The 21,015-nt window shown below is 60.2% G+C and carries 23 protein-coding genes; 7 read left to right on the top strand and 16 right to left on the bottom strand.

Annotated elements, in window-relative coordinates; translation table 11 throughout:
- Positions 1 to 29 precede the first annotated feature (29 nt).
- Genes M1D32_RS20825 through M1D32_RS20800 form a run of 6 tightly spaced genes read right to left on the bottom strand, consistent with a single transcriptional unit; the run spans position 30 to position 4,815 of the window.
- The gene (locus M1D32_RS20825) at positions 30 to 785 is read right to left on the bottom strand and encodes a hypothetical protein (RefSeq protein ID WP_458782343.1); all 756 of its coding nucleotides are present in this window, start codon (positions 783 to 785) and stop codon (positions 30 to 32) included.
- Between the two features lie 21 nt (positions 786 to 806).
- Positions 807 to 1,076, bottom strand: a complete 270-nt coding sequence (locus tag M1D32_RS20820; RefSeq protein ID WP_139031148.1) for a hypothetical protein — start codon at positions 1,074 to 1,076, stop codon at positions 807 to 809.
- A 43-nt stretch (positions 1,077 to 1,119) separates the two neighbouring features.
- Positions 1,120 to 1,710: a DUF6668 family protein gene (locus M1D32_RS20815; protein WP_458782342.1), complete on the bottom strand. Its 591-nt coding sequence runs from the start codon at positions 1,708 to 1,710 to the stop codon at positions 1,120 to 1,122.
- Positions 1,711 to 1,755: 45 nt separating this feature from the next.
- Positions 1,756 to 3,183 carry a MinD/ParA family ATP-binding protein gene (locus M1D32_RS20810; protein ID WP_458782341.1) on the bottom strand — a complete coding sequence of 476 codons (1,428 nt, stop codon included), beginning with the start codon at positions 3,181 to 3,183 and terminating at the stop codon, positions 1,756 to 1,758.
- A gap of 40 nt (positions 3,184 to 3,223) precedes the next feature.
- Positions 3,224 to 3,736: a hypothetical protein gene (locus M1D32_RS20805; protein ID WP_458782340.1), complete on the bottom strand. Its 513-nt coding sequence runs from the start codon at positions 3,734 to 3,736 to the stop codon at positions 3,224 to 3,226.
- The gene (locus M1D32_RS20800) at positions 3,733 to 4,815 is read right to left on the bottom strand and encodes a CHAP domain-containing protein (RefSeq protein WP_458782339.1); all 1,083 of its coding nucleotides are present in this window, start codon (positions 4,813 to 4,815) and stop codon (positions 3,733 to 3,735) included. Before M1D32_RS20800 ends, M1D32_RS20805 begins: the two co-directional genes overlap by 4 nt.
- Positions 4,816 to 5,277: 462 nt before the next feature.
- On the opposite strand from M1D32_RS20800, the gene M1D32_RS20795 reads away from it, so the two are divergent.
- The 3 genes from M1D32_RS20795 (at position 5,278) to M1D32_RS20785 (ending at position 9,390) form a co-directional block, all read left to right on the top strand.
- The gene (locus M1D32_RS20795; RefSeq protein ID WP_364320694.1) at positions 5,278 to 5,547 is read left to right on the top strand and encodes an ArsR/SmtB family transcription factor; all 270 of its coding nucleotides are present in this window, start codon (positions 5,278 to 5,280) and stop codon (positions 5,545 to 5,547) included.
- 1,219 nt (positions 5,548 to 6,766) lie between these two features.
- Complete coding sequence (locus tag M1D32_RS20790; protein WP_458782338.1) at positions 6,767 to 7,807, top strand: hypothetical protein; 1,041 nt, start codon at positions 6,767 to 6,769, stop codon at positions 7,805 to 7,807.
- 812 nt (positions 7,808 to 8,619) lie between these two features.
- Positions 8,620 to 9,390: a ParA family protein gene (locus M1D32_RS20785; RefSeq protein ID WP_458782337.1), complete on the top strand. Its 771-nt coding sequence runs from the start codon at positions 8,620 to 8,622 to the stop codon at positions 9,388 to 9,390.
- A 604-nt stretch (positions 9,391 to 9,994) separates the two neighbouring features.
- On the opposite strand, the gene M1D32_RS20780 is transcribed toward M1D32_RS20785, so the two are convergent.
- Positions 9,995 to 10,420, bottom strand: coding sequence for a hypothetical protein (locus tag M1D32_RS20780; protein WP_458782336.1), 426 nt, complete (start codon positions 10,418 to 10,420; stop codon positions 9,995 to 9,997).
- Positions 10,421 to 10,543: 123 nt separating this feature from the next.
- Here M1D32_RS20780 and M1D32_RS20775 point away from each other — a divergent pair, with 123 nt between their 5' ends.
- Complete coding sequence (locus M1D32_RS20775) at positions 10,544 to 10,759, top strand: hypothetical protein (RefSeq protein WP_458782335.1); 216 nt, start codon at positions 10,544 to 10,546, stop codon at positions 10,757 to 10,759.
- Positions 10,760 to 10,883: 124 nt separating this feature from the next.
- Entirely contained in the window at positions 10,884 to 11,444 is a 561-nt protein-coding gene (locus M1D32_RS20770) for a hypothetical protein (protein WP_458782334.1), read from the top strand.
- A gap of 84 nt (positions 11,445 to 11,528) precedes the next feature.
- On the opposite strand, the gene M1D32_RS20765 is transcribed toward M1D32_RS20770, so the two are convergent.
- The gene (locus tag M1D32_RS20765; protein ID WP_458782333.1) at positions 11,529 to 12,020 is read right to left on the bottom strand and encodes an Hpt domain-containing protein; all 492 of its coding nucleotides are present in this window, start codon (positions 12,018 to 12,020) and stop codon (positions 11,529 to 11,531) included.
- 169 nt (positions 12,021 to 12,189) lie between these two features.
- Between M1D32_RS20765 and M1D32_RS20760 the strand changes: the two genes are divergently transcribed.
- A complete protein-coding gene (locus M1D32_RS20760; RefSeq protein ID WP_458782332.1) occupies positions 12,190 to 13,422 on the top strand; it encodes a glycosyl hydrolase in 1,233 nt (410 codons plus the stop codon).
- Between the two features lie 65 nt (positions 13,423 to 13,487).
- Here the strand turns inward: M1D32_RS20760 and M1D32_RS20755 are convergent, their stop codons facing one another.
- Both M1D32_RS20755 and M1D32_RS20750 read right to left on the bottom strand, forming a co-directional pair.
- Positions 13,488 to 13,637, bottom strand: a complete 150-nt coding sequence (locus M1D32_RS20755; RefSeq protein WP_458782331.1) for an LPXTG cell wall anchor domain-containing protein — start codon at positions 13,635 to 13,637, stop codon at positions 13,488 to 13,490.
- Positions 13,638 to 13,650: 13 nt separating this feature from the next.
- Positions 13,651 to 14,853, bottom strand: a complete 1,203-nt coding sequence (locus M1D32_RS20750) for a glycosyltransferase family 2 protein (RefSeq protein ID WP_458782330.1) — start codon at positions 14,851 to 14,853, stop codon at positions 13,651 to 13,653.
- Between the two features lie 378 nt (positions 14,854 to 15,231).
- On the opposite strand from M1D32_RS20750, the gene M1D32_RS20745 reads away from it, so the two are divergent.
- The gene (locus tag M1D32_RS20745) at positions 15,232 to 15,414 is read left to right on the top strand and encodes a hypothetical protein (RefSeq protein ID WP_458782329.1); all 183 of its coding nucleotides are present in this window, start codon (positions 15,232 to 15,234) and stop codon (positions 15,412 to 15,414) included.
- 160 nt (positions 15,415 to 15,574) lie between these two features.
- On the opposite strand, the gene M1D32_RS20740 is transcribed toward M1D32_RS20745, so the two are convergent.
- The 6 genes from M1D32_RS20740 to M1D32_RS20715 all read right to left on the bottom strand — a co-directional run bounded on the left by M1D32_RS20740 (position 15,575) and on the right by M1D32_RS20715 (position 20,999).
- Complete coding sequence (locus tag M1D32_RS20740; RefSeq protein ID WP_458782328.1) at positions 15,575 to 16,780, bottom strand: GGDEF domain-containing protein; 1,206 nt, start codon at positions 16,778 to 16,780, stop codon at positions 15,575 to 15,577.
- A 281-nt stretch (positions 16,781 to 17,061) separates the two neighbouring features.
- Positions 17,062 to 18,324: a PP2C family protein-serine/threonine phosphatase gene (locus M1D32_RS20735; RefSeq protein WP_458782327.1), complete on the bottom strand. Its 1,263-nt coding sequence runs from the start codon at positions 18,322 to 18,324 to the stop codon at positions 17,062 to 17,064.
- Between the two features lie 194 nt (positions 18,325 to 18,518).
- The gene (locus M1D32_RS20730; protein ID WP_458782326.1) at positions 18,519 to 18,968 is read right to left on the bottom strand and encodes an ATP-binding protein; all 450 of its coding nucleotides are present in this window, start codon (positions 18,966 to 18,968) and stop codon (positions 18,519 to 18,521) included.
- Entirely contained in the window at positions 18,961 to 19,293 is a 333-nt protein-coding gene (locus M1D32_RS20725) for an STAS domain-containing protein (RefSeq protein WP_458782325.1), read from the bottom strand. Before M1D32_RS20725 ends, M1D32_RS20730 begins: the two co-directional genes overlap by 8 nt.
- A 192-nt stretch (positions 19,294 to 19,485) precedes the next feature.
- Positions 19,486 to 19,707, bottom strand: coding sequence for a hypothetical protein (locus M1D32_RS20720; RefSeq protein WP_458782324.1), 222 nt, complete (start codon positions 19,705 to 19,707; stop codon positions 19,486 to 19,488).
- Between the two features lie 95 nt (positions 19,708 to 19,802).
- Complete coding sequence (locus tag M1D32_RS20715) at positions 19,803 to 20,999, bottom strand: PP2C family protein-serine/threonine phosphatase (protein ID WP_458782323.1); 1,197 nt, start codon at positions 20,997 to 20,999, stop codon at positions 19,803 to 19,805.
- Positions 21,000 to 21,015: the final 16 nt, after the last annotated feature.

Here is a 21,015-nt window from a genome sequence, read left to right as displayed (position 1 = left end):
TAATGTCCCCCAGCTTGCATTCAGCCACGTCAGACTCCGGACCAGAGGATGAAGCCGCTTAGGGAACTGAGCTGCGACGTGCCGTTGAATATCTGTCCATCATCAGCGGCCTTTACTTTCCAGTCTCCATCAACCCACCGGAGCGATAGCACCGAATGAGCCAGGGCACCGTTCGGTAACTCAAGGGCCAGATCAACGTCTGCTTCCGTGGCGCTGTAGGACTTGATCAGAAATCCGCGTATCTGAGCGCTGTCTGTGCCAGTCGCTGACGAAGGCGACCTATTCTCGGCATCCCTTATGGCAGCATCCCGGCCGGAACCGGGGACCAAGAGCTTATCGGCCAGCTTCAGTTCGTCCTGCTCGGTTGAAGAACCTAGGGCAATGACGTTGGCCGCGGCGTAGAGGGCTCCGGTTGGTGAGTGCGCGAAGCAGGAACGGAAACCGTCGGTGTCTGTGACTCCTGGCCCGAAGGTGTCAGGGTCTGTGGGCGTTGCCATCCTCCCTACTAGCTCCCAGTTGGACGCGGGAGCAGTTCCCAAAGCCGTTTCCGAGGTAGAGGGCAGACCGCAGATGCTACTGGACGCGGCGTTACTTGGTGTGGAGGCCGCCGCTGAGTTGCTTTCCAGAGCGGACGGGGCAGGCTGCTGCGCGCCCCCGTCCCCCTTCGGGAGCAGGAAGATGACGATGACGGCTGCTATCAGTGCGATCACGAGGGCGGCCGAAATGACGAATCCAGGTTTGGTGAATGGATTCCGTTCGGTGGTGTTCTGTGTGGATTCACTCATGATGAACCTCCGGGTATTGGGTTAGACGAAGGCGCGGACGATGCCGGAGGCGCCGGTGATGATGATGCAGCCGGCGAGGACCCAGCCGAGCTTGGCAATGGATTCGCCCCCTTCGCCGCGTCGGAGCTGGATGACCATGCCGATGCCGACGATGATCACGCCCAGCACGCCGAGGACCAGGCCGATGCCGGAGGCCCAGTTCAGTACGGTGAGCAGGCCCTGTGCCTGGGGAGGTACGACCGGGGTCGGGTTCGGGATGACGCTGGCGGGAAGAGCTGCGATCAAGTTCATGGTGAGACCTTTCGAGGTATGGCGCTGTAGAGCTGTTGGTTGGTTAGTTGGTGAGGGCTGTGAGGTCGGTGATCAGGCGTTGGTAGTCGCGGCCGGGTGTCCCGGTGTTGGTGTCCCCCAGGCGCCAGGATTCGACCCAGGGGAGCATCCAGAGTCGGGGGGCTCCCCCGCCGATGAGAGCTGCGAAGTCTCGGAGGGCTTTGGGTAGTTTTCCCGGTGCATCGGCCAGGACCGCGAGGCCTAGCAGGTTGACGTCGGGAGCTGCGCCGGAGGCCCATTGGATGAGGGCTCTTTGCGCTGCTTTCAGTCCGTGCATGTCTGAGCGGCAAACCAGGAGGACGGCAGGTTTGCTGAAGCCGTCTTCAAGGATGGGCCAGGCATGTTCTGTCGGGCGTGCACCCTCCACGAGGTGGCTGAGCCGGGTTTCGCCCGCTCCCCCGTGGACGCCGGTAACCCAGACCGTTGCCGTGCCGGTGACCGTGCGGCGGGCGAGGCGGTCAGCTGCGTCCGGTTCCACCATCCCCAGGACCGGGCCGGTGATGATCGCCGGCGGAGAAACGTATTCATCTGCGGTGGCCTCTTCGGGCTCTGCCGTTTCTGGGCTGGTGATCCAGGGGTTCAGTTGCTGGTTCATCTGCATCCTCCTTTCAGGACTGGATTGTGGCGGTCAAGGGGGTAGTTAGAAGCCGGTGGCGACGGCGGCCGCGGCTTTCAGCCATGCCCGCTGGGTGGCGGGTTGGAGGGCTTCATAGCGGATGGGTCCGTTGACCAGCGCCGGATCGTAGGGAATCCTCACGACTGCCCGGACGAACGGTTCAAAACCATTGGCGATCCGCTGGGCCTCGTCCTTGGCCCTCTTTAAGGCATCTCCTGACATGGCGCGCTTGGCGTCGGTGGATTCGGAGACGATCACGACGGCGTTGCGGGCCAGTTCGGCGTCGTGGCCACCTCGGGATTCGAGGGTCTGCAGCGTCAGCCGGGCGGCTTCGGCGCGGTCCTCGATGGCCGTTACAGGCACGACGAGCTGGTTGGTGTGGTAGATCATCCGTCGCCAGTTCGCCGCCCGGGCGGTGTTGCCCGAGTCCATGACCACCAGCCGGTAATACCTGGTGAGGACCTGGTGGGCGATGTCGACTTCCTCGGCGGTGACTTCGTGGTCGCCTTCTTCGTTCTCGTCCGAGCGCAGAACATCGAACTTGTCGGCGGTCTGGTGGTGGACGAACTTGGCAATTTCGGCGGCGTTCGTTGCCGGGGAAAGCAGTTCGGTCGAGGAATCGATCAGGTCCAGAACGCTGCGGTCATGGGCGCCCTTTTCGGTCCGCCAGCCCAGGGTGCCTTGGGACTCGTTGTTGTCCCACGCGACGGTGGCTGCCCCGCTGTAGCGGGCGAGGATGGCCGAGAGCATGACCACCGTGGGGGTCTTGTTCGCCCCGCCCTTGCGGTTGACCACGGCAATGGTCCGGGGACCGGGCCAGTGCTGGCTGACCGTGCGGATATCTTCCCGCTCGGAGAGTTCTTCGGCTGACGGGTCCATCCGGAAGCCAAGGCGCGTGAGTGCACCCCGCCAGCCCTTCGTGGCCGGTTCCAGGACCGGGGCGCTGACCAGGAATGAGGTTTCCTTCAGGCTGCGCCGGGTCGGTGCCTCCTGCGCCTCCGGGGTCGGCATGGACGTGGTTTCGGGTGTCAGGGTCATGGATGTTCCTGTCGCTAATGGGACGTTGCCCGGTACCTCAGTAATCGACCCGTCATTGATGGGCGCTGGGATGGTTTCTGCAACCGCAGGAGCAGGCAGGGATGCTGCGGGGGTGGGAGCTTCAGCCACGCGGCGGCGTGAGGCCTTGGCCACGTAGCTGACGGACTCCTTAGTGCCGTCCGGGTTCACGATCAGCTCACCCTGGCCTTCCGGATCATCGACCTGGACACGCACCGGGCGATTCAGCGTCTTCGCTTCCCTGACCACGAGGGACAGAGCATTGTCGCGGAGTTGCTGCAGGGACTCTGCCGCTTTCACATTCCGGGAGTTGCCGGCAACAACCACTTCTGCTGTGCCGTTGGCACGGACGATGGCGTTGATCTTGGGGAAGGCCGGGACATCTGTCTGGTTCATGACCATAGCGTTCTACCTTTCTGAAACGTGGTTAGGAGTGTCAAGAAGCCGGTGGTGTGAGGCGGTTGACCTTCCACGGGGATTCCTTGCCCGTGCGGAGCAGCTGCACTGTGTAGGTCCCGGCATCGGTGGGCACAGCTGCCATGACCCCGTAACCGTTGGCTACATCGACGTTCAGTGTGGCCGGGCCGGTGACGCGGCTGGCGGGAATGTTGGCCGGGTCCACCGCCGAGTAGTCGGCGGTGGCCTGCGGCGTCAGCCAGCGGGCAAGATCGTTGGCCCACTGTTTTTCCTCCACACCGGGGCGGGCAAAGTCCGCCATGGCCTTCTGGGCGATGTCCACGGCTGCGTCCTTGCTGGCCTGATCCCAGGTGATCCCGATCGTGGCCGGGACCGTGCCGCCGGGAGCCTGTGGGCCGCTGCTGGCGCTCAGCGAAACCGGCGCGGATGGCGTTGCTGTCATGGGCTCAGCCGGTGCCGGCGTGGTGTTCGCTGCCGGTGCGCACGCGGTGCAGAGCAGAGCCACGGCGATAAGGGCCAGGGGCTTGTTCATTTCTTCTCCTCTTGGGTGGGCAGGTACAGGAACGCTGACGGAACGGTGTTGCTGACCGTTCGGGTGTAGTAGTTGTGATCGTCCGGGGGCGGGTTGCCGTTGTAGCCCTCTTCGACGTAGGTCCCGTCGTCTTTGACTTCCTTGACCACGGCGACGTGACCGAAGGTGGGGTCCGCTCCCCCGGCGCCGGGCGCGTACCAGACGACCGCCCCGACCCGTGGGACGGAACCGGTGGCCCAGCCTTTGGCGTCCCAGCCGGCCTTCCACGTCAGGGCCGAGCCAAGGCCCTGCCCGTCGGGGCGGAAGTTGCCGTTGAGGAACTTGAACGGCTCACCGGTGGACCCCATTTGCTGGTTCACCCGCCACAGGGCGAAGTCCACGCATTCGCGGTAGAACATGCCCAGCGGTGATGCGGCGGCAGTGCTAGCTCCGACCTGCATCCAGGTGGGAGAGTCTTTCCACGGGTAGTCATCCCCGGCACCGGACTGGCCCGGGATGGCGCAGTCGCTGCCTTCGAGGGTGAACTTTCCCTCCGAGAGTGCCTGGACGAGCTTGACGGCCTCGGGCCAGTACTTCTGGTAGTGGTACGGGTCTGCGTTGCGCTGGACCTTGTTGCCGGCGAGGGTCGGTTCCAGGAGTTCCCAGCCCTCGACCTTCTGCAGGGCCTTGATGAAGTTCGTGGCGCTGATGGTCGGGTCCATGCGGTCTGCATAGGAGCCCCACGCGCCGTTGTCGCGCTGCTGGAACAGCCCGCGGGAGTCCGGGCCCGGTCCGTCGCCGTAGTCCAGAACGCGCAGGCCCGACTCCCCGAGGGACACCATGACGCTGATCATCTGGCCCTTCACGGACAGGTTCAGTGTGTTACCGGCAACCATGATCGCCGCGGCGTTTTTCAACTGCTCTTCGATGTAACCCTCGACCTTGGTATCGCCGTCGATAGCAACAGCGACGGCCGGCCCGCAGGTCGCCACAGCGGGCTTTGCCGGAGCGAGCAGCAGGAGCATGGTGAAGATCAGGCCAAAGAAGAGGCCGGGGATGGCAATGACTGCCACTACGCCAAGCGACTTCCGCTGTTGCATTACGACAGTCCCCCGTCCCGATTGCGTACCCAGGACTCTTGGCGCCGCAGGGCAACAACCCCGAAATAGAAGGCTTCAAGTTCTTGGGATGCACGCTCACGAAGCTCTCCGTGCATCGGCCACGGTGTGCCGAACGCCAACAAGTCGGTCACTGCCTGCACTCCCCCAAAAAAAGACATCGTTTCCACAACTACCAGCCCGCGCGGACATTTCTCCACCGAGTGGACACAGCCCGCCATTCTCCACAAATTCAGAGCAAAACGCTTGTCAAAAGAGCTCTTTGAGACGAAGCTCTCGCCAAGCCTCAACAAACCAAAGCCGGAGCCGCGAGGCCAAAGGCTCACTACTACACTAACATTAAATGTTAGTGTAGTATCCCGACATGAGCAGATACGGCAAAATTAGCGGGTGCCCCGAAATGCGAAGACGTCATCCCCCGCCGGCCCAGCGGCAGAAGCAGCGATGAAAGCCTTCGGGATGAATCAGGTACGAGCGGCAATCATCAGGCACCTCGCACGAAGTGAAGAAGGAACGACTTCCGGCGAGATCTCACGCGAACTACAGGCGACGTATCAGACAGTCTTCCGGCATCTGCACGATCTAGAAGAACAAGGAATCGTAACGTCTGACGCGGGCGAGCAGAGGCAGGGCCAGCGCGTTATCTACAGGTTGAATAAACAGGCGAGAGACAAAGCTCTGGCCGACTATGCAAGTTACCTGGACGGGCAATAAGTACGACACGCCGCGAGCCTTCCCACTTAAACGAATCTGATTCATGTTGTGTATGAGAAGTAACTTCGGTCCTGGGAGGGAAAATGGCACAGCGAAGCAAGGGTGAACGCCACGTGATCACGGCCCGTCTGCCAATCTCGGATGCAGAAAAACTGGCTGCCGTTGTAGACGCCACAAAAGAGAGTCGAAGCGACTTGATCGCAAGGCTCGTGCACGCCCACCTGAAGACCGTAGACCTAGACCGCCTCACCTGCCAGGAGACTTTGCCTATCGCCAAGGCCAGTTAACAAAGAAGGCCCGCTTTCGCGGGCCTTCAAAAAGTATGTGTTCAGATCCTCATCTTGGCGGATCGGCGATCTGAACTATTTCAAACACCTACGAGTAGGTGTCCTTTTTCGTACCCTCCTGAGAGGAGTAACTGCTGTCTATGGTACAGCTACGACCACATTCGTCAACAAACGCAGCGCCTGAAACGGCGTGTCCAGCGCTACCCGAGGAGTCCTGGGTACTGGCTCCACTCATCGCGGGGCAGCCATCCTACCGAGTCGGGCGATGGGTCTGCGGCAGATTCCATTACCCAAGGCCCAATAATCCACCGCGTATCTCCCGCAGACTGCCGGCCGCTCCCGCGGCTGTCATGGTCCACGGCCTCGATGGTTCTGTGGCGACGCTATGCCTCGACTTCGACACGTCCAAAGCCGCTCCTTCAGTAGTACGCTCTGATGCTGCCCGCATAGCCGAGCTGCTGAAAAATTGCGGGCTCCTTTTCGTCGAAGACTTCTCCCCCAGCGGCGGCCATCACCTCTACGTCCCCCTAGCGAACAGGCTCGAAGGCTCCGAAGCGCGCCTGTTGGTCGAAGCAATGGCTCTTACGTGTCCGAGCCTGGACCCCGGCCCACACCAAAACATCAGTGACGGTTGCATTCGCGTACCTGGATCTAAGCACAAGTCGGGAGGACATCAAGTTCTTATCACTCCCCTGTCCTCCGCTTACGACATTCTCCGCCGTCGTAACCCGATGAACGCAGTAGCTAAGTTGCAGCGATCGCTCGCCCCGGAGATACGCCGACTAAAAGACAACCGCAGAAAGGTCCAACTAGCTTCAGGGCTAGGTGTGGCAAACCAACTCAATCCCCCGTTTAAAGAAACACCCGTGCGCAGGATAGCGAGGACGGGTCTCTACGACTCATCCACTTATAAGAGCCCTTCAGAAGCTCGCATGGCTGTTCTCTGCTCCATGGCGGCGTCCGGACGCACAGTACAAGACGTCAAGACGGCTATGTCCGACTGCTACCCAGGCCTGGCAGCGCTATACGGATCAAAAGCGGACCGCCTTCTAGAGAAGGAGTTTGCATTAGCAGTCAGCTACACAAAGAAAAACACCGCCAACAGTAGAAGCTCGAAGAATGCCCGCATTAACGACACAAGCCTCCCTAACAACTCACAGGGGGGGCAGTCACTAGCACCTAGTGCTAGTGCTATCCAGCAATTAGCGAGCGACGTTGAGAATGTACTCTTTGCAGTCTTCGATCAAAGACTCATCAAGAACTACGGACGCGAAAGCGCTGGTCTTCGACTGCTCTTTCGCGCAGTGCTGGGATATATGAGGGCTACTGGTCGGGATGTGTTGGACATGGGATGCCGGACGTTTGCTGCTGCTACGGGTAAACATCAGTCTACGATTGCTCGATTGCTCCCTGTTCTTGTCTCTGCTTCCGATGGAATTCTGACTAAGGTTGCTGATGCCAGGGGGCGCAACGCAGATGTCTACGTAGTGCAGCTGCCTGAGAAGTATCGCCAACTGGCGAAGGACCTGTCCTGGCGGAAGGGCAAGATATTTGGTCTCCGTCCTATTTTCCGCCGCCTTGGTGATACAGCTGCCCTTGTCTATGAGGCTATCGAGCGCTCTCGCCTGTCCCCCACCACTGCCGGCATCATTAAAGTGACGGGTTATTCCAGAACTGCCGTTGACAATGCTTTATCCTCCCTGGTCACGATGAACTTGGTTTACCGGAGTGGCAGACAGTGGGTCATCAACGCGGGTGCAAATCTCACAGCCCTGGCCCGCAGATTAGGGGCGCTAGAAGATTTTGAGCAGCAGATTGTTCGTCATAGGCGCGAACGGGCTGTTTGGCAGGCCTGGTTGGACCGGTACAGTACTCGGGTGGAGGAACGCGACGTTTACGATCCGGAACGCGATGAATATTGGCTTCCTCCAGACCAGGATTTGGGCTGGCAATACCTTCACGAAACTGCCTAGGGGCATAAATAGGTCATTACGTATTTATGCCTTTTGCATCGACTCCCCGGCTTCATTTTCCGGCTTGGTGCCGGCGGCATTGCTGTTTAATAAATATGTCATGACGGATTTATCCCTTGGAAATCAGCGGGAGGCCCGTCCGCAGTGTGGAAACCAGAGGTGCTGGGGTTCACAACTTCAAAGAAGGCTTGATCGAGATAGAGTACCCTCCCCTAGTCAGGGCTCGTCATAAATATGTCATGGCGTATTTATCTAGTCGCGCAGGATGGTTTGCGCCATGCGCTCACCCCCGACGGGGTGCTTTTGATTTGAGGACGGTGAGGTCTGCGGACCTTCCCCCAAGGCTCTCTGGCTTCCGCTTCCACTGACGTACATCGATGCCTGACATCTCTGTGAGAGCGAATAAATACGTCATGACGGAAAGATGGATTTATCGTTAGCTGGGGCGACGCCAATAGACTGCCGACTTACATGACGGTAAGGCTTGATCGAGGTTTAGTGCAGCCCAGCCGCGCTCATGGATAAATACGTCATGATGTATTTATCCATCGTCGCAAGAATAGCGTTACGCTCACCCTCTGACCTGGGTGCTTTCGATGTGAGGATGTTCTCCTGGTCCTTCATCCCAGGCTCTGCCTTCCGTTTCCAAGCGCAAATTTTGCATGCGACACGCCGCTTCCAGTTAATAAATACGTCATGACGGAATGATAGATTTATAGCAGATCGGGACCACGCCGATAATATGTCTGGACAGATTGATAGATGTCTGTCCGTCAATCAATCTGTCCAGCCACCTGGCTGCAAGGAGAGTCGTGAAAGTAACTGCAATAGGTAATCGGAAGGGCGGCGTGGGGAAGACGTCCGTCACCCTCGGGTTGGCCACCGGGCTTCGCTTGATCGGGAAAAAGGTCTTAGTTATCGACCTAGATCCCCAAGCAAATGCAACTGATGCACTGGAGGGAGCAGGGGAGTTCGATGTCTTCGACGTTCTCTATGGTGGTGAGGCAGGCACCCTTGGCCAGGCCATTACTTCAACCACATGGTCCGGCATCGACCTGATTCCGAGTTCGGAGTCACTGGCTCGTCTGGAAACCGAGGCAATCATGACGCCGGAAATGCGACTCAAGACCGCTGCCTGGGGTGCTGTTGAACTGGAGGACTACGACCACATCCTTATTGACCTGCCGCCAGCGTTGGGAAGGCTAACGCTCAACGGGTTGATCTGGGCAGATCGCGTAGTAGTCGTAACTGAACCAGCTGCCTTCTCCGTGAAGGGAGTGACAGAGTTCCTCGAAACCGTCAAAAAGGTGCAATCCTTGCCGCACCTCAACCCTGCCCTGGAATTTCTAGGCATCATCATCAACAAGACCAGCTCACCACTGACCGGTGAGCACGGTTTCCAAATAGGTGAGTTGGAGGCCGAATATGGAACAGACGTCCGGGGTCCGCATCTGCCACTTAGAACCGCGATGCAGGACTCGATAAGTAGCAGATCCCCTCTTACGAAAATGAACAGCAGGGGAGCAGTGGTCCTAACAGAGAAGTTCGTTGCCCACGCTCGCTACCTGGATGGAGCAAAGTGATGGCAGTTGAGCGGAAATCGTCTATTCGTAAGGCGCCAGCGGCAGACGTAGTCGACGTCTTGACCTCCAGAGTCGTGGAGGCTGCTCCTCCGACTGCTGCCGCTGTGACTACGCGCTCTGAACCGCCCCAGGTCGATGCGAACCCAGCGGTGGTTACCAGGGGTCCGGGCCCGGGTCGTCCCAGGAGCAAGAAGAGGATGGAGCCCTTCTCGTCGAAAATTGAAATCTCGCTACGTGACGAACTGGACTCCTACATTCAATCGTCTGGGATCACCATTATTGAATTCTTGGATGAGGCGATTCGCGACCGCCTAAAGAAATAATTCTGTCCAGACAGAATTATTGTTCGAGGTGTTGCAGTGCGATGAGCAGTAGGGCAGAAAGCGAAACAGCGAACGTGACGGTCAGTATCCCTGCCGCTGTCCGCATCCGGGCGTGCACTGCGTACAAGCCCACCAGCAACTGCCCGATGCGACGCTGGACACAACCAGGCGAGATGCATCCATCCTGGGGAAAGAAGCTCCCTGGCGGCGGACGGCTGAAGGTACAGCTAAATAGAACCCAGCAGGGGAGGAGGTTCCTAGGGAGCAAGCACTGCCAAGCGTTACTGCTTATCGGCCCAGCGTTCATGTGCAGACTGCCGACTGATGCCGACAGCGCGGCCAATGTCCGCCCAGGAAGCTCCGGCTGCCTTCGCGGCCGCAACAGTCTTATCCAACCTCTGGCCGGCCTGGCTGTGTTCTCGCGCAGCTGCTTGGACACCCAGGATTGCTTCCGAAGGGGAGATGTGTGCTTTCCACTCCTCGTGGATGGCGTCTCCGACCTCCCTGGAAGCGTCGGCAAAACCGCCTGAGGAGATGTAGTCCCGGCGACGGCTGAAGTCAGCGTCAGCCGGGGAGGCCACTCTTTTCCACAACTCGCCTTGCCAGCCGCAGCCGCAGGCTCCGCGCCAGCCGATCATCTCTTCATCGGGGATTACTTCGTAGGCAGGCATCAGCTTGTCCCGCTTGTTCCGGGTGTCCCGGACCACGGTCTATCGTGAGCTCCAAAGGCGCACCATCTGAAGAACGATGAGTCACCTCACCGAGATCCAGAAGCTGATCGGCGCCTCACGGGCCTCCGTGTACTGCTACTTGAAAATGGGGGATGACCAGTGAATATCGAGACCGCTACCGCTGATGAGCTCTACCGCCTGCTGTTGGATGTACAAGACAGGCTGGGGTATCTGATTGAGGATGATCTGCTCGCGTTGGCCCGGGATGCTGAGCAGGTGCACGGCACGGCCCGTAATGCCGTGGGCGTGGTGGTGCATCATTTGGATGCGGCACGGCAGGTGCTGGCGGTGCTGGAAACCAGGGATCCGGGTTAATTGGAGTCTCGGCGGGGCTGCTGCGGTGCCCGGCCGAGGATCGCTGCGGCGGCGAAGGAGTAGACCGCTGGCTACGCTCCATGCGAAGGCCAAGGGGAGAGTTGGGGTGTGGAATCCTTGGGTCATGATCGCGCTGAGTTGGCAGTTGATGACGACCGGTGTCTTCGTCGGTGGAGGCAGGTTGGCGGTTCCTCCGGCAGAGATTTGGCGTACGGATCCCGTGACGCTTCAGGATGTGGTCGTGGACCGGCGGGCGATGAGCGCCAGGCTGGGGGAGTATCCGAGCCTGGAGCGGGTCTGGGCGTTGTCCCTGCTGGGCCGTGACGAACAGGCGGTTGCCGAAGGCCGCGTGCTGCTGGCTGGTTCGGCGGACCGGTTCCGGCCCTTGCTGGTCCTGGCTCATGCCTGCCGGCGTTCGCACCGGTGGCATGAGGCGGCGTTGCTGCAGGAAAAGGCCCTGCGCCTTGCTTCGTCACCGGCACGGGAGGCTTTGGTCCGTTACGAGATCGGTGTGCGTTTCTTTGATGAAGCCCTCTACCGGGACGCGGCAGCTGAATTGGAATGGGCTTATGACCTGTACCGGGCAGCGGGCCGAGAACGCTTGGCCAGGCTTTGCCTGCCGGCGCTTGAACGTGCACAGGAGGTCCTGTCCCTGTCCCCGGTCCCTGGCCACCCACCCATCTGAGACGGTAGGGGCTCCCGCCGCCCGTAATGTTCCCCGCCCCGGAGGAATGGAAGTTCCACGGCCAGGGCACACGGCCCGATTTCGTCACGATACGCCAGGTGCCTCATAACTAGCGGTGTGCATTCTTGTCCCGAGGGCATGGGCTGTTTGTTCCGCGCATGCGGCCAGGTCGTCGAGGAGTTTGGTTAGTTGCGGTGATACAGCCGTCACGTCGTCTCTCTTGCCGGAGACGATGACAGTGTGCTGCAGGCGGAGGGCCATTTCGGCGAGGCGTTCGGCGCCGACCATCTGGCACGATATTTTGAGGCTGAGCACGGCGTCCATTGCAAGGTCGTAGTCCGCATTCATCAGCCCGTTGTGGAGCTTTCCCATTCTGCGGGGCAGGTGGGCAAGAAAGGCGCTGACAAACACGAGCCAGCCGGCATCGTCGTCGAGCTCTGAGCGCAGCTTCTCCAGAGCGGCCGGGTTCAGGAGGCAAGGGCCCTCCTTGCCCGATCTGTCAATTTGCTGTGTTCCATTCACCGCCCTGCCTTCTTCGTCCGTGGTTGTTGTACCTGGGATGGGTCTCTGGATCATAAGTCCTCTTTCAAAAAGCTTCTGTGTCCTGCCCCCGGCATAGTTTTTCCGCAGGAATCGATCAAGGAGCGATCAATTTCAGCGCATGGCCTTTACGATCAGGCGTGTGCCGCCCGGCACGTATGAACGGCAGCGGACCGTGCTGCCTCGACGATTCTGGGGATCGATTGTGTTTCATGCATTCAAGACTTACCTGGCGGCCGTAGCCGCAGGTCTCGGTTTGGCGCTTGCCCTGACGGTCGTCCAGCCCTCGGCTGCGCAAGCAGCAGCAGGCCAAATTTCCCTGAGCCCGGCCAGCGGTCCAGCCGGGTCCTCCATCACAGTCACAGGCAGCGGCTTCAAAGCCTCCACCACTGGAAGCGTGATCGTCGGATCCACTACCTTCCCTTTGAAGACAACGGCGACCGGTACATTCAGTGCCCCGGCAACCATCCCGCCAACTGCCACTGGCAAAGTCACTGTGACGGCTAAAACGTCCTCTGTGCAAGCATCGGCCGTATTCGCCGTGACCGTGCCCGCCCCGGCTGTGCCCCCGGTAAGTACGGCAGCGCTCCGTTTCGGTGCCGGGACCGCTGGAGGGCCGCTGGCAAGCGCCGAACTCGACGAAGTGGCTGTTCTCGCCGGTGAGGCGCCCTCGAGCGTGCTGTTCTACAAGGACTTTGTCCAGCCAGCACCGATCACGGAGATGAACGCGCTCCGTGCCCGGGGCGCAGTTCCGCTGGTCACCTGGGAGCCCTGGGCGTGGGGCGGGGGAATGAACCAGCCCGCCTACAGTCTGGACAGAATCGCCGCCGGCGATTTTGACGCCCATATTGCCCAGTGGGGCCAAGCTTTGGCGTCCTGGGGTTACCCGGTCCAGTTGCGCTTTGCCCACGAGATGAACGGCGACTGGTACCCGTGGGCTGAAAGCGTCAACGGCAACCAGCCCGGAGATTACGTCCAGGCCTGGCGGCACGTCCACGACGTGATCGAGGCGCAGGGAGCGTCCAACGTGTCCTGGGTGTGGAGCCCGAATGTTCCCTACTACGGGTCCACTGACCTTGCCGGCCTGTACCCGGGAGCCGGGTACGTGGACATCGTAGCCCTGGATGGGTACAACTGGGGCACCTCGGCGTCCTGGAGCGGCTGGATATCGCCGCAGGACCTGTTCGCTCCGGGGATAGCCCAGTTGCGGGCCTTGGCACCAGGCATTCCCATCCTCATTGCCGAAACGGCCTCGACCGAAGCCGGTGGCGACAAAGCGGCCTGGAACACGCAACTGGTCTCGTATCTTGCCGCGCAGCCGGATGTGATGGGCTTTGTGTGGTTCCATATCCAGAAAGAAGCGGACTGGAGGATCAACAGCAGCGCCACCTCGGCAGCAGCGTTCAAGAATGCGCTGCAGGCCCGGCGGACCTCCTGAGGCGTCCGCTAGAATGAGCCGCCAACGGCCCGGCCGGTGGTGCAGGCCGGGCGTGGACGCAGGCATCAGGGCCTGACTTTGCTGTTCTTGCGCAGCAGTGCCAGCAAGGCCACGCCGATGAGCATGATGCCCAGGGCGGTGAGTAGGGATGAGCCTACATTCAGGCCTGTGTAGGCCAGGGCTGCTGCTCCAGTGGCGGGAACGGTGGTTGTCATTCCGTACATGTTTTCAGATGTCCTCTGCTGTGTATTGGGCTTCCCAACGGTCGATGCGCCGCCGGGTGATCTTTGTTTTCAGGACCGCGCACCAGGAGGCAAGGAACCAGCCCGAGCGCAGCCACATGAACAGTTCCTGGGGGAAGAACGCCGCGGCGAGCAGGATGTCCTTCCAGTCCCGGTGGGGGATCCGCAGCGCGCGTTTGATGTCGAGTGCGACGAAGAGCACGGGCACCAGCCACCAGAACAGGACGAATTTGAAGACTCCCAAGGCGAGGGACAGTGCCATGACGGCGATCCACAGAACCTTCAGGAACACCCCCAACAAGCCCATTGCCTGTTGGCCCCAGTCCCGCACTGTCAACCGATTGATGCCGAGGTCAAGGAGGTCCTCAACTGTGCCGACCTGCCATTTCATCCGCTGTCCCCACAACGCCTTGATGGTTTTCATGGAGTCGGTGTAAGCCCTGACGTCAGGGGAGACCTGGCACGTATAGCCCAGTTCCCGAATGCGGTAGGTCAACTCAAAATCCTCGACCTGTGAGGTGTAAACCCAGGGACCTTCCCGGTCATCGCGGGCTGCTATCTCGCGCAGGACCGCGTTATTGATGGCGCATCCGGTTCCGGCCAGGACGCTGGTTTGCCGCCGGCGGAGCGCTGTGTCGGTCCAGGTCGCGAATTCGGCTTTTTGCAACCTGCTGAGAAACCCCGGATCCTGCATCGTGAACTTCGAAGACGAACCGCCCAGCCGCGCTGCCCGCCGCCCCGTAAATTCCCGCTCCCACGCTTCGAGCGCGTTGGGGGGAAGGACCGTGTCAGCGTCAAGGCAGACAATCACGTCAGCGTCATAGCCGTACCTAGCCCATGCCCGGTTAAGAGCTTCGGACTTACGATGTTCCAGCCGCGGGAGCTCCATGACGGTAACCGGGTACTGCCGGGCCTCCAGCGCGGTTGTGTCCGTGCACCCATTGGGCACAACTACGATCAGGTCAGCCTGACGGGACTGAAGCATCAGCCCATCCAAAGTAGCCCCGATTGAGCTGGCTTCGTTATAGGCCGGTACCAGCACCACCACGCGCAGAGCGGATACGGGCTCTTGTCCTGGGACAAAGAAGGACTCGTCCCTTGCGGCAACAACCGGTCCAGAACCTGTGTCAGATTCACGTGTACTGGTCACTGCCATGAATGGGGCAGGGTTGGGCAGGGTTGCCTGCATGGAGGGCTCCTAAAGTAAGTGGCAGGCCCCCCATTGGGCCGCACCCTCATTCTTGGCCCGGCTTCTCAAATTTCAGATATGCAAAGCATCAAGCTTCCATCAACTTCTGGCGCGGCTCCTTGAGCGAGAAGTGCGTTTAACCTGCGGAAACATCATTTGGCCCCAACGCCTGAAACTCACGAACGGCAAGTTTGAAGGGGTCGTGCATGAAGGTCGCTTGCCGACGCTGTAACGCGTTGTTGACCTGCTAGTCGTGAGAGTCGTCAGGTAGATGGCTGCCAATGGCAGAAAGCTGCCCGGTGAAACCAGCCGTTACCTGCGCGTACACCGATTGCGCGGTAGCGTTTCTGCTCAATGCGTCTTGGAAGGGCGGAACGCTTGCAGTTGAACGTTTACATCTCCAGTGCCGACGACGGACTTTTCACGATCAAGGCCGTGCAGATTCCGGAACTAACCGCCCATGCGCAGACCATAGAAGGCATCCCTCACGCTGTACGTTGCGCCGCCGGTGCCATGACCGGCAAACAGCCCGAAGATTTCGACGTCATCATCGATTTCTAAAAGGTTCCGTCCGGTATCGGAACAAATGCTTATCTCTCTTCTGCCCATTTGGGCATTCGAGTGATAGATGATGCGCGGTCAGATGGACAGGATGTCGTCGACAGCCGCAGGACCGGTCACGGCCAGCATGACCAGCAGCCTGCCTTCAGCATGGCCGGGTTCATGATGCCCGTGCTGGTTCATTGCTGCCCGAAGTGATGTTTCGGGGCAGGGGGTCCCGGCGTTCCAAGCGGTCGCTGGTCTCGGAGCGGTTTCTGCCCTGGGCTTTGGCCCGGTAGAGCGCCTCATCAGCTGCGCGGATGAGATCGTCGAGGGTGACTGTTTGCTCACCGTAGGTCGAAATGCCGTAGCTGGAGGTTGGCACAGGCAGGGCCTTCATCGCTGCAGCAAGTCGCCGGCTGATCTCCTCTGTGACGGCTTGTGCTGCCTGGCCATGGGCACCTGGGAGCAGGAGGACGAACTCTTCTCCTCCGTAGCGGCCCACGAGGTCGGTTGAACGAACGGTTGCGGTACAGGCATCAGCAAAAGCACGCAGCACCTCATCACCGGCGGCGTGTCCGAACGTGTCGTTGATGGCCTTAAAGTGGTCCAGATCGGCCAGGATCAGAGCCCCTGAAGTGCGAGCTTCGGCTTGAGCGTTCAGTTGTCTATCGGCGAGGTCAAGGAAAGCTTTTCGGTTGAGGAGCCCGGTGAGGCCATCCCGGGTCGCGGCTATGCGCAGTGCACGGGTCTGTTGCTCAGTGCTGAGGGCGGCCATGCTGTAGGAGACCACCACAAGCAAAACCATCGTGACCATGGTGGTGGCCGCCGGCCCAAAAACTGTAACGAAGACAGGGCCGGCCTGGCCCTCCAACAGGAAGAAGAACAGGCGGAAGGCGTAAAACACCGCAAGACCCGCGGAAGAAACAGCCATTGGAATCCGCAAGCCTGAGTAATCCCGGTCCAGGCGCCACAACTCATGTGCGGTCAGGCCGAACGCAAGGCTCATGAAGGCCAGGAAAAACGGCCCGCCTGACCACGTGTTCACCGCTGAATTATCCAACGCGGAGACGACCAGTGTGAGCAGAGGTATCCCGACAAAGACCGACTTTGCCGGACGCGCCAGGCGCAGGGAACGGGCGCCTGCCCACACTGCCAGGGCACCGGTGACAAGCAGGGTATTCCCTAAAGGGTTGGCCCAAATCTGATGGTCAGTCCTGTTCATCAGGAAGCACAAAGACCCGGTCAAAAAGAACAGCAGAGCCACACACCACCAACCACTGTACGGTGAGCGCGCGGGACGGTACGTGCAGAAGTAAAAGAGGAACACCAAGGCCAAGGCCATCACACCGAACGCGATCCGCAGCGTGGCGGTGTCCAAAACCATATTCATGTCCTAAGGCCGAAGCTGCTAACGCATCAGTATTGCATTCCCACCCGCCCGATAGAGCAGGCGGGTCAGGCTCTGATGACCAACGCAGTGTCTTTACAGACAGGGATAAGGCGGGTCAGGCTCTGATGACCAACGCAGTGTCTTTACAGACAGGGATAAGGCGGCGGGAGGGCGGGTGATTCCGTCTAAGACAGCCCAGAATGGAGATCCAGCAGCTTGCCCAAGATGCAAAATACAGCCGATGGCACTGTCCGTTTTTCGGTGGATCCGTGGTCCTATGCGGGTAGCGGTTCTCTGCGGATGGCGAGGATTGTTACGTCGTCGGGGTTGCTATTCTCCGCGGCTTTGGCGCTTACGGTGTCCACGAGGTCTTGTGCGGAGTCCGCGCAGAGGGCTAATTGCGCTACGTTACTCATCGCTTCGAGGGTGCCGTCGTAGAGGTCGAGGATTCCATCGCTGAAGCTGATAATCATGTCGCCCGGGTTGAGGAAGATTTCGTGTGTATCCCATTGGGTGTCGGGCATCAGGCCTACTGGTAGGTCTCGGGAAGACAGTCGTTCCCATGTCTTGTTTGCACGGACCAACAGGGTCAGTCCATGGCCGCCGTCGGCGAAGAGCACCCGGCCGTCTTCGGCCCGAAGTCTGGCGTGGAACAGTGTCGCGAAGGACGAGGCCTGATCCAGATCGGTGGCGAAGCAGTCCGCGGTGAGGTGGAGCGCAGTTACAGGATCGTGGCTGTTTTTTGCGCTGCGGATCACGGCCCTGGTGGTGGCCGCGATCATGCCGGCTCCTGCTCCTTTACCCATAACGTCTCCCAGGGTGAAGGCCAGTCCTCCATCAATGAGGTACCAGTCAAAGAAGTCACCTCCGACGGCTTTGGAGGGCAGGCAGGCTCCTGCTGTTTCGTACCCGGGCAGGGGTGCAGCGCCGCGTGGCAGGAGGAAGCGTTGGATTTGTGCGGCACGGCTCAGCTCTTCTGTCGCGGTGGCTGCCTGCGCCCGGGCGATCGTCAGTTTTAGGCGGGCCTTGCGGGCGAGTTCATTGACGACTGCGGCGGCCAAGGCGAAGATCACTGTGCTGTACAGGCCCCTCAGCAGTTCGTTGGGGTTATTGCCGATGGTTGATCCCAAGGCGAATGGAACGAGGATAGCGATGACTGTTCCTGCTACCGCGTACCCCACGTAGCGGCGCCCATCCATGGAAGCGAACCAGAGCACGGGCAGGAGCACCAGCGATGCGTAGATGGATTGGCTCTCCCCGGTTCCGTGGCGCAGCGCGCCGGCAGCCAGAAAGTCCAGCACCGGTACGATCAGGGCTAAGCGGGACAGCTGCCTGCGCGTTAGTAGCGCTGCCAGGACAGTGGCTATCGTGACGAGGATTGCCCCTGCCGTGAGTGCTGGCCAGCTGCTTACAGTTAGCGTGTTGATCGAAGCGCTCATGACACCGGCCAGCACAAACAAGACGAAGATCGGAACCTGCTTGAGAACTGGCGACAGCTCATCCAGCCCTGCCAATTTATCCACGGGACTGGGCCTCATCGCTGTGTAACTCTCCTTAACTGCGTCCGCAGTACGTTTGCGTTCTTTTGCGATCCTACTCACGCCCGAAGAGTATCCGCTGGTCACGGGCATGATCGGCGCTTACGACACAGGGACCTGTGTGTACTGCCGCCCCTGCTGACAGGTGTTGTCAGGGGGAAGGCCGGGTTTTGTGCCGGTGCGGCTGGTTCGACCTAACTGGTGGTCTGCCCGGTTCCGGGGTCTAGGGAGGAAACCCGCGTCAGGATCCAGGCGTTTGTGGAGTCTTGCTGTTTGAAGGTGACGGTGGTGACCAGCGCCTGGATCAGCGCCAGACCCCGTCCGGATTCGGCGTCCTGATCCGGCGATAGGGGTTGCATCGGTCCTGCTGGTGGTTTGGCGTTATAGGCGCTGACGCGGGCTTGGAGCGCGGTGGGTCGGATGTCGATGTCAACGCCCAGCTCGACCGGCCCCTGCCCCAGAGGTTCGGTGTGCTGGATGACGTTTGACGCGGACTCGATGACCGCGGTCGTGAAGGTCATCTGGTCCAGATCCTGCACGAAGGGGGCATCGGACCACAGGCTGTCCAAGTCGTTGTGGATGGATTCGATAGCGGATTCGGTTGCCGGTCCCCGGAAGCGGCGGGACGCCAGCGGCTCAGTCATTGCTGAACGCTTCCTCGGTTGTGGCGTAGGAAGTGAGGACCTTGTCCATGCTGGTTAGTTGCAGGACCATCTTCACCTGAGGCTGGGCGGCTGCGATCCGGAGGTCTCCGCCGGCTTGCCGTGCATCCTTGAGGCAGCCGATGAGCGCACCCAGACCCGAGGAATCCATGAACAGGGTGTCCTCCAAATTGATGACGACACGGTTGGATTCGGTGGCAATCACGCCGGTGACAAACTCTCGCAATTTCGGCGCTGCGACCATGTTCAGCCGCCCTGCGGCTTTGACCTCCGCGTATGAATCGCGGTTCTCTGAGCTGAACTGCATTGGGTTCCTTTCTGTAACTGCCGGTGTGGATCGGCCTGTAAATGTTTCGTGAGCATTGCATTCACCGAAGTTGTCATCGAATTGGGGGGGGGGGGGGGTAAAACGGCCGGGGCATTGGTTACGCGGGCGGTGAAGATGCACAGTGCATCGGAGTGCTGCTGCCGCCCGTTCCAAACCTGATCGCGGCTTTGTTTAGGAGCTGACGTCTTGTTCCCGGGTGAGGCCGAACGGGACCTCATCGCTGAGTTCGACGGTGAAATTTTGGGGTGTGTGGCGTCTGACCAGGATTCCCCGGTATCCGTCAAGGATGGCTTGTTTTTCCATTGCCGCTACGGCGGCGTCCAGTTCGAGGTTTCTGCTGTCCGGGTCTGTGGCAGTGACGGTCAGAACTTCTGTGGCGGCGGTTGTTTTCATTGATTCTTCTTAAGGTTGTCGAGGAAGTGGGTAGGGGGGCGTAGAGCCCTGGAGGTAGGGGTTGCGGGAGTATGACGTGTTAGTGCGGGGGTTGTTCAGTTTCTTCTGAGGATCAGGACGGTTACGTCATCGGTAGGACCGGAGGAGGTACGGCGTGAGAGCTGGTTCAGGTGGGAGTGGACGTCGGTGCTGAAGGCTAGTTTTTCCAGCTCTGTTGCGAGGTCTTCGAGGTTCTCGTTGAGGAGTTCGAGGACGCCGTCGCTGGGGATGATGAGGGCTTCGCCGGGTGCGAGGGTGAGGCTGTGGGTGTGCCATTGCATGCCGGGCATGATTCCCAGGGGCGCGCTTGTGGTGGGGAGCCTTGTGCTGGTCCCGTGGGCCGGCACGTGGTGTGCGAGGCCGTGGCCGGCGTCGGCGTAACGGACTGTTCCTGTTACTGGGTCCAGTTCGGCGTGGAAGGCGGTAACAAAAGACTCAGTGCGCGCCAGCTCGGTGAGCAGTTCCTCTGATACTGCTGCCAGCGCCCCGGAAGGGTCCTGGTTTGCAGCTGCGCGCAGGCCTGCCCGGACGGTGGCGGTGAGTATCGCCGGTCCTGTTCCTTTGCCCATGACATCGGCCAGGGTGAACCGGAGCTTTGCATGGTGGATGGTCCAGTCATAAAAATCTCCGGAAAGGTCACCGGCTGGACGGGACACTGCGGTGATGGTGTATCCGGGGATGGAGGGGGTCCGCTCGGGCAGGTGTGCCTGCTGGATTTTGGTTGCGTTCCTAAGGTCGGTGCCGACGTTGATTTCGCGTTGGGCGATCGCGGCGAGGTCCTGGAGTATTTGTTGTTGTTCGGCGCTGAACGTTCTGGGTTTCTGGTCGATGATGCACAGTGTGCCGATGTTGTGCCCGCCCGGGCCCTGGAGGGGTTGGCCGGCGTAGAAGCGGAGGTTGGGTTTGCCCAGGACCAGCGGGTTGTTGCTGAACCTGTCGTCCTCGGTGGTGTCCTCCACTATGAGGGTCTCCGGGGTGAGGATGGTGTGGGTACAGAAAGACTCGGCCCTGGGAGCATTCACGTCAAGGTCTCCGACGAATGATTTGAGGAACTGTCTGTCCTCTGCGATCAGGGATACAGCGGCGGCGCTGACGCCGAACAGCTGCTGGGCAAGCCGGGTGATCCGGTCGAATCCTTCCTCGGCCGGTGTGTCCAGCAGTTTGGTATCGGCGAGGGATTTGAGCCTTTCGGACTCATTTGGTGGGAGATCGTAGTGCCGGTGTTGGGGGAGTTCGAGCACTGGATCGTTCACGGGTGTACCTGTTCTC

The sequence above is a fragment of the Arthrobacter sp. D3-16 genome, assembly GCF_054408515.1.
This window is presented reverse-complemented; position numbering and strand designations above follow the sequence as displayed.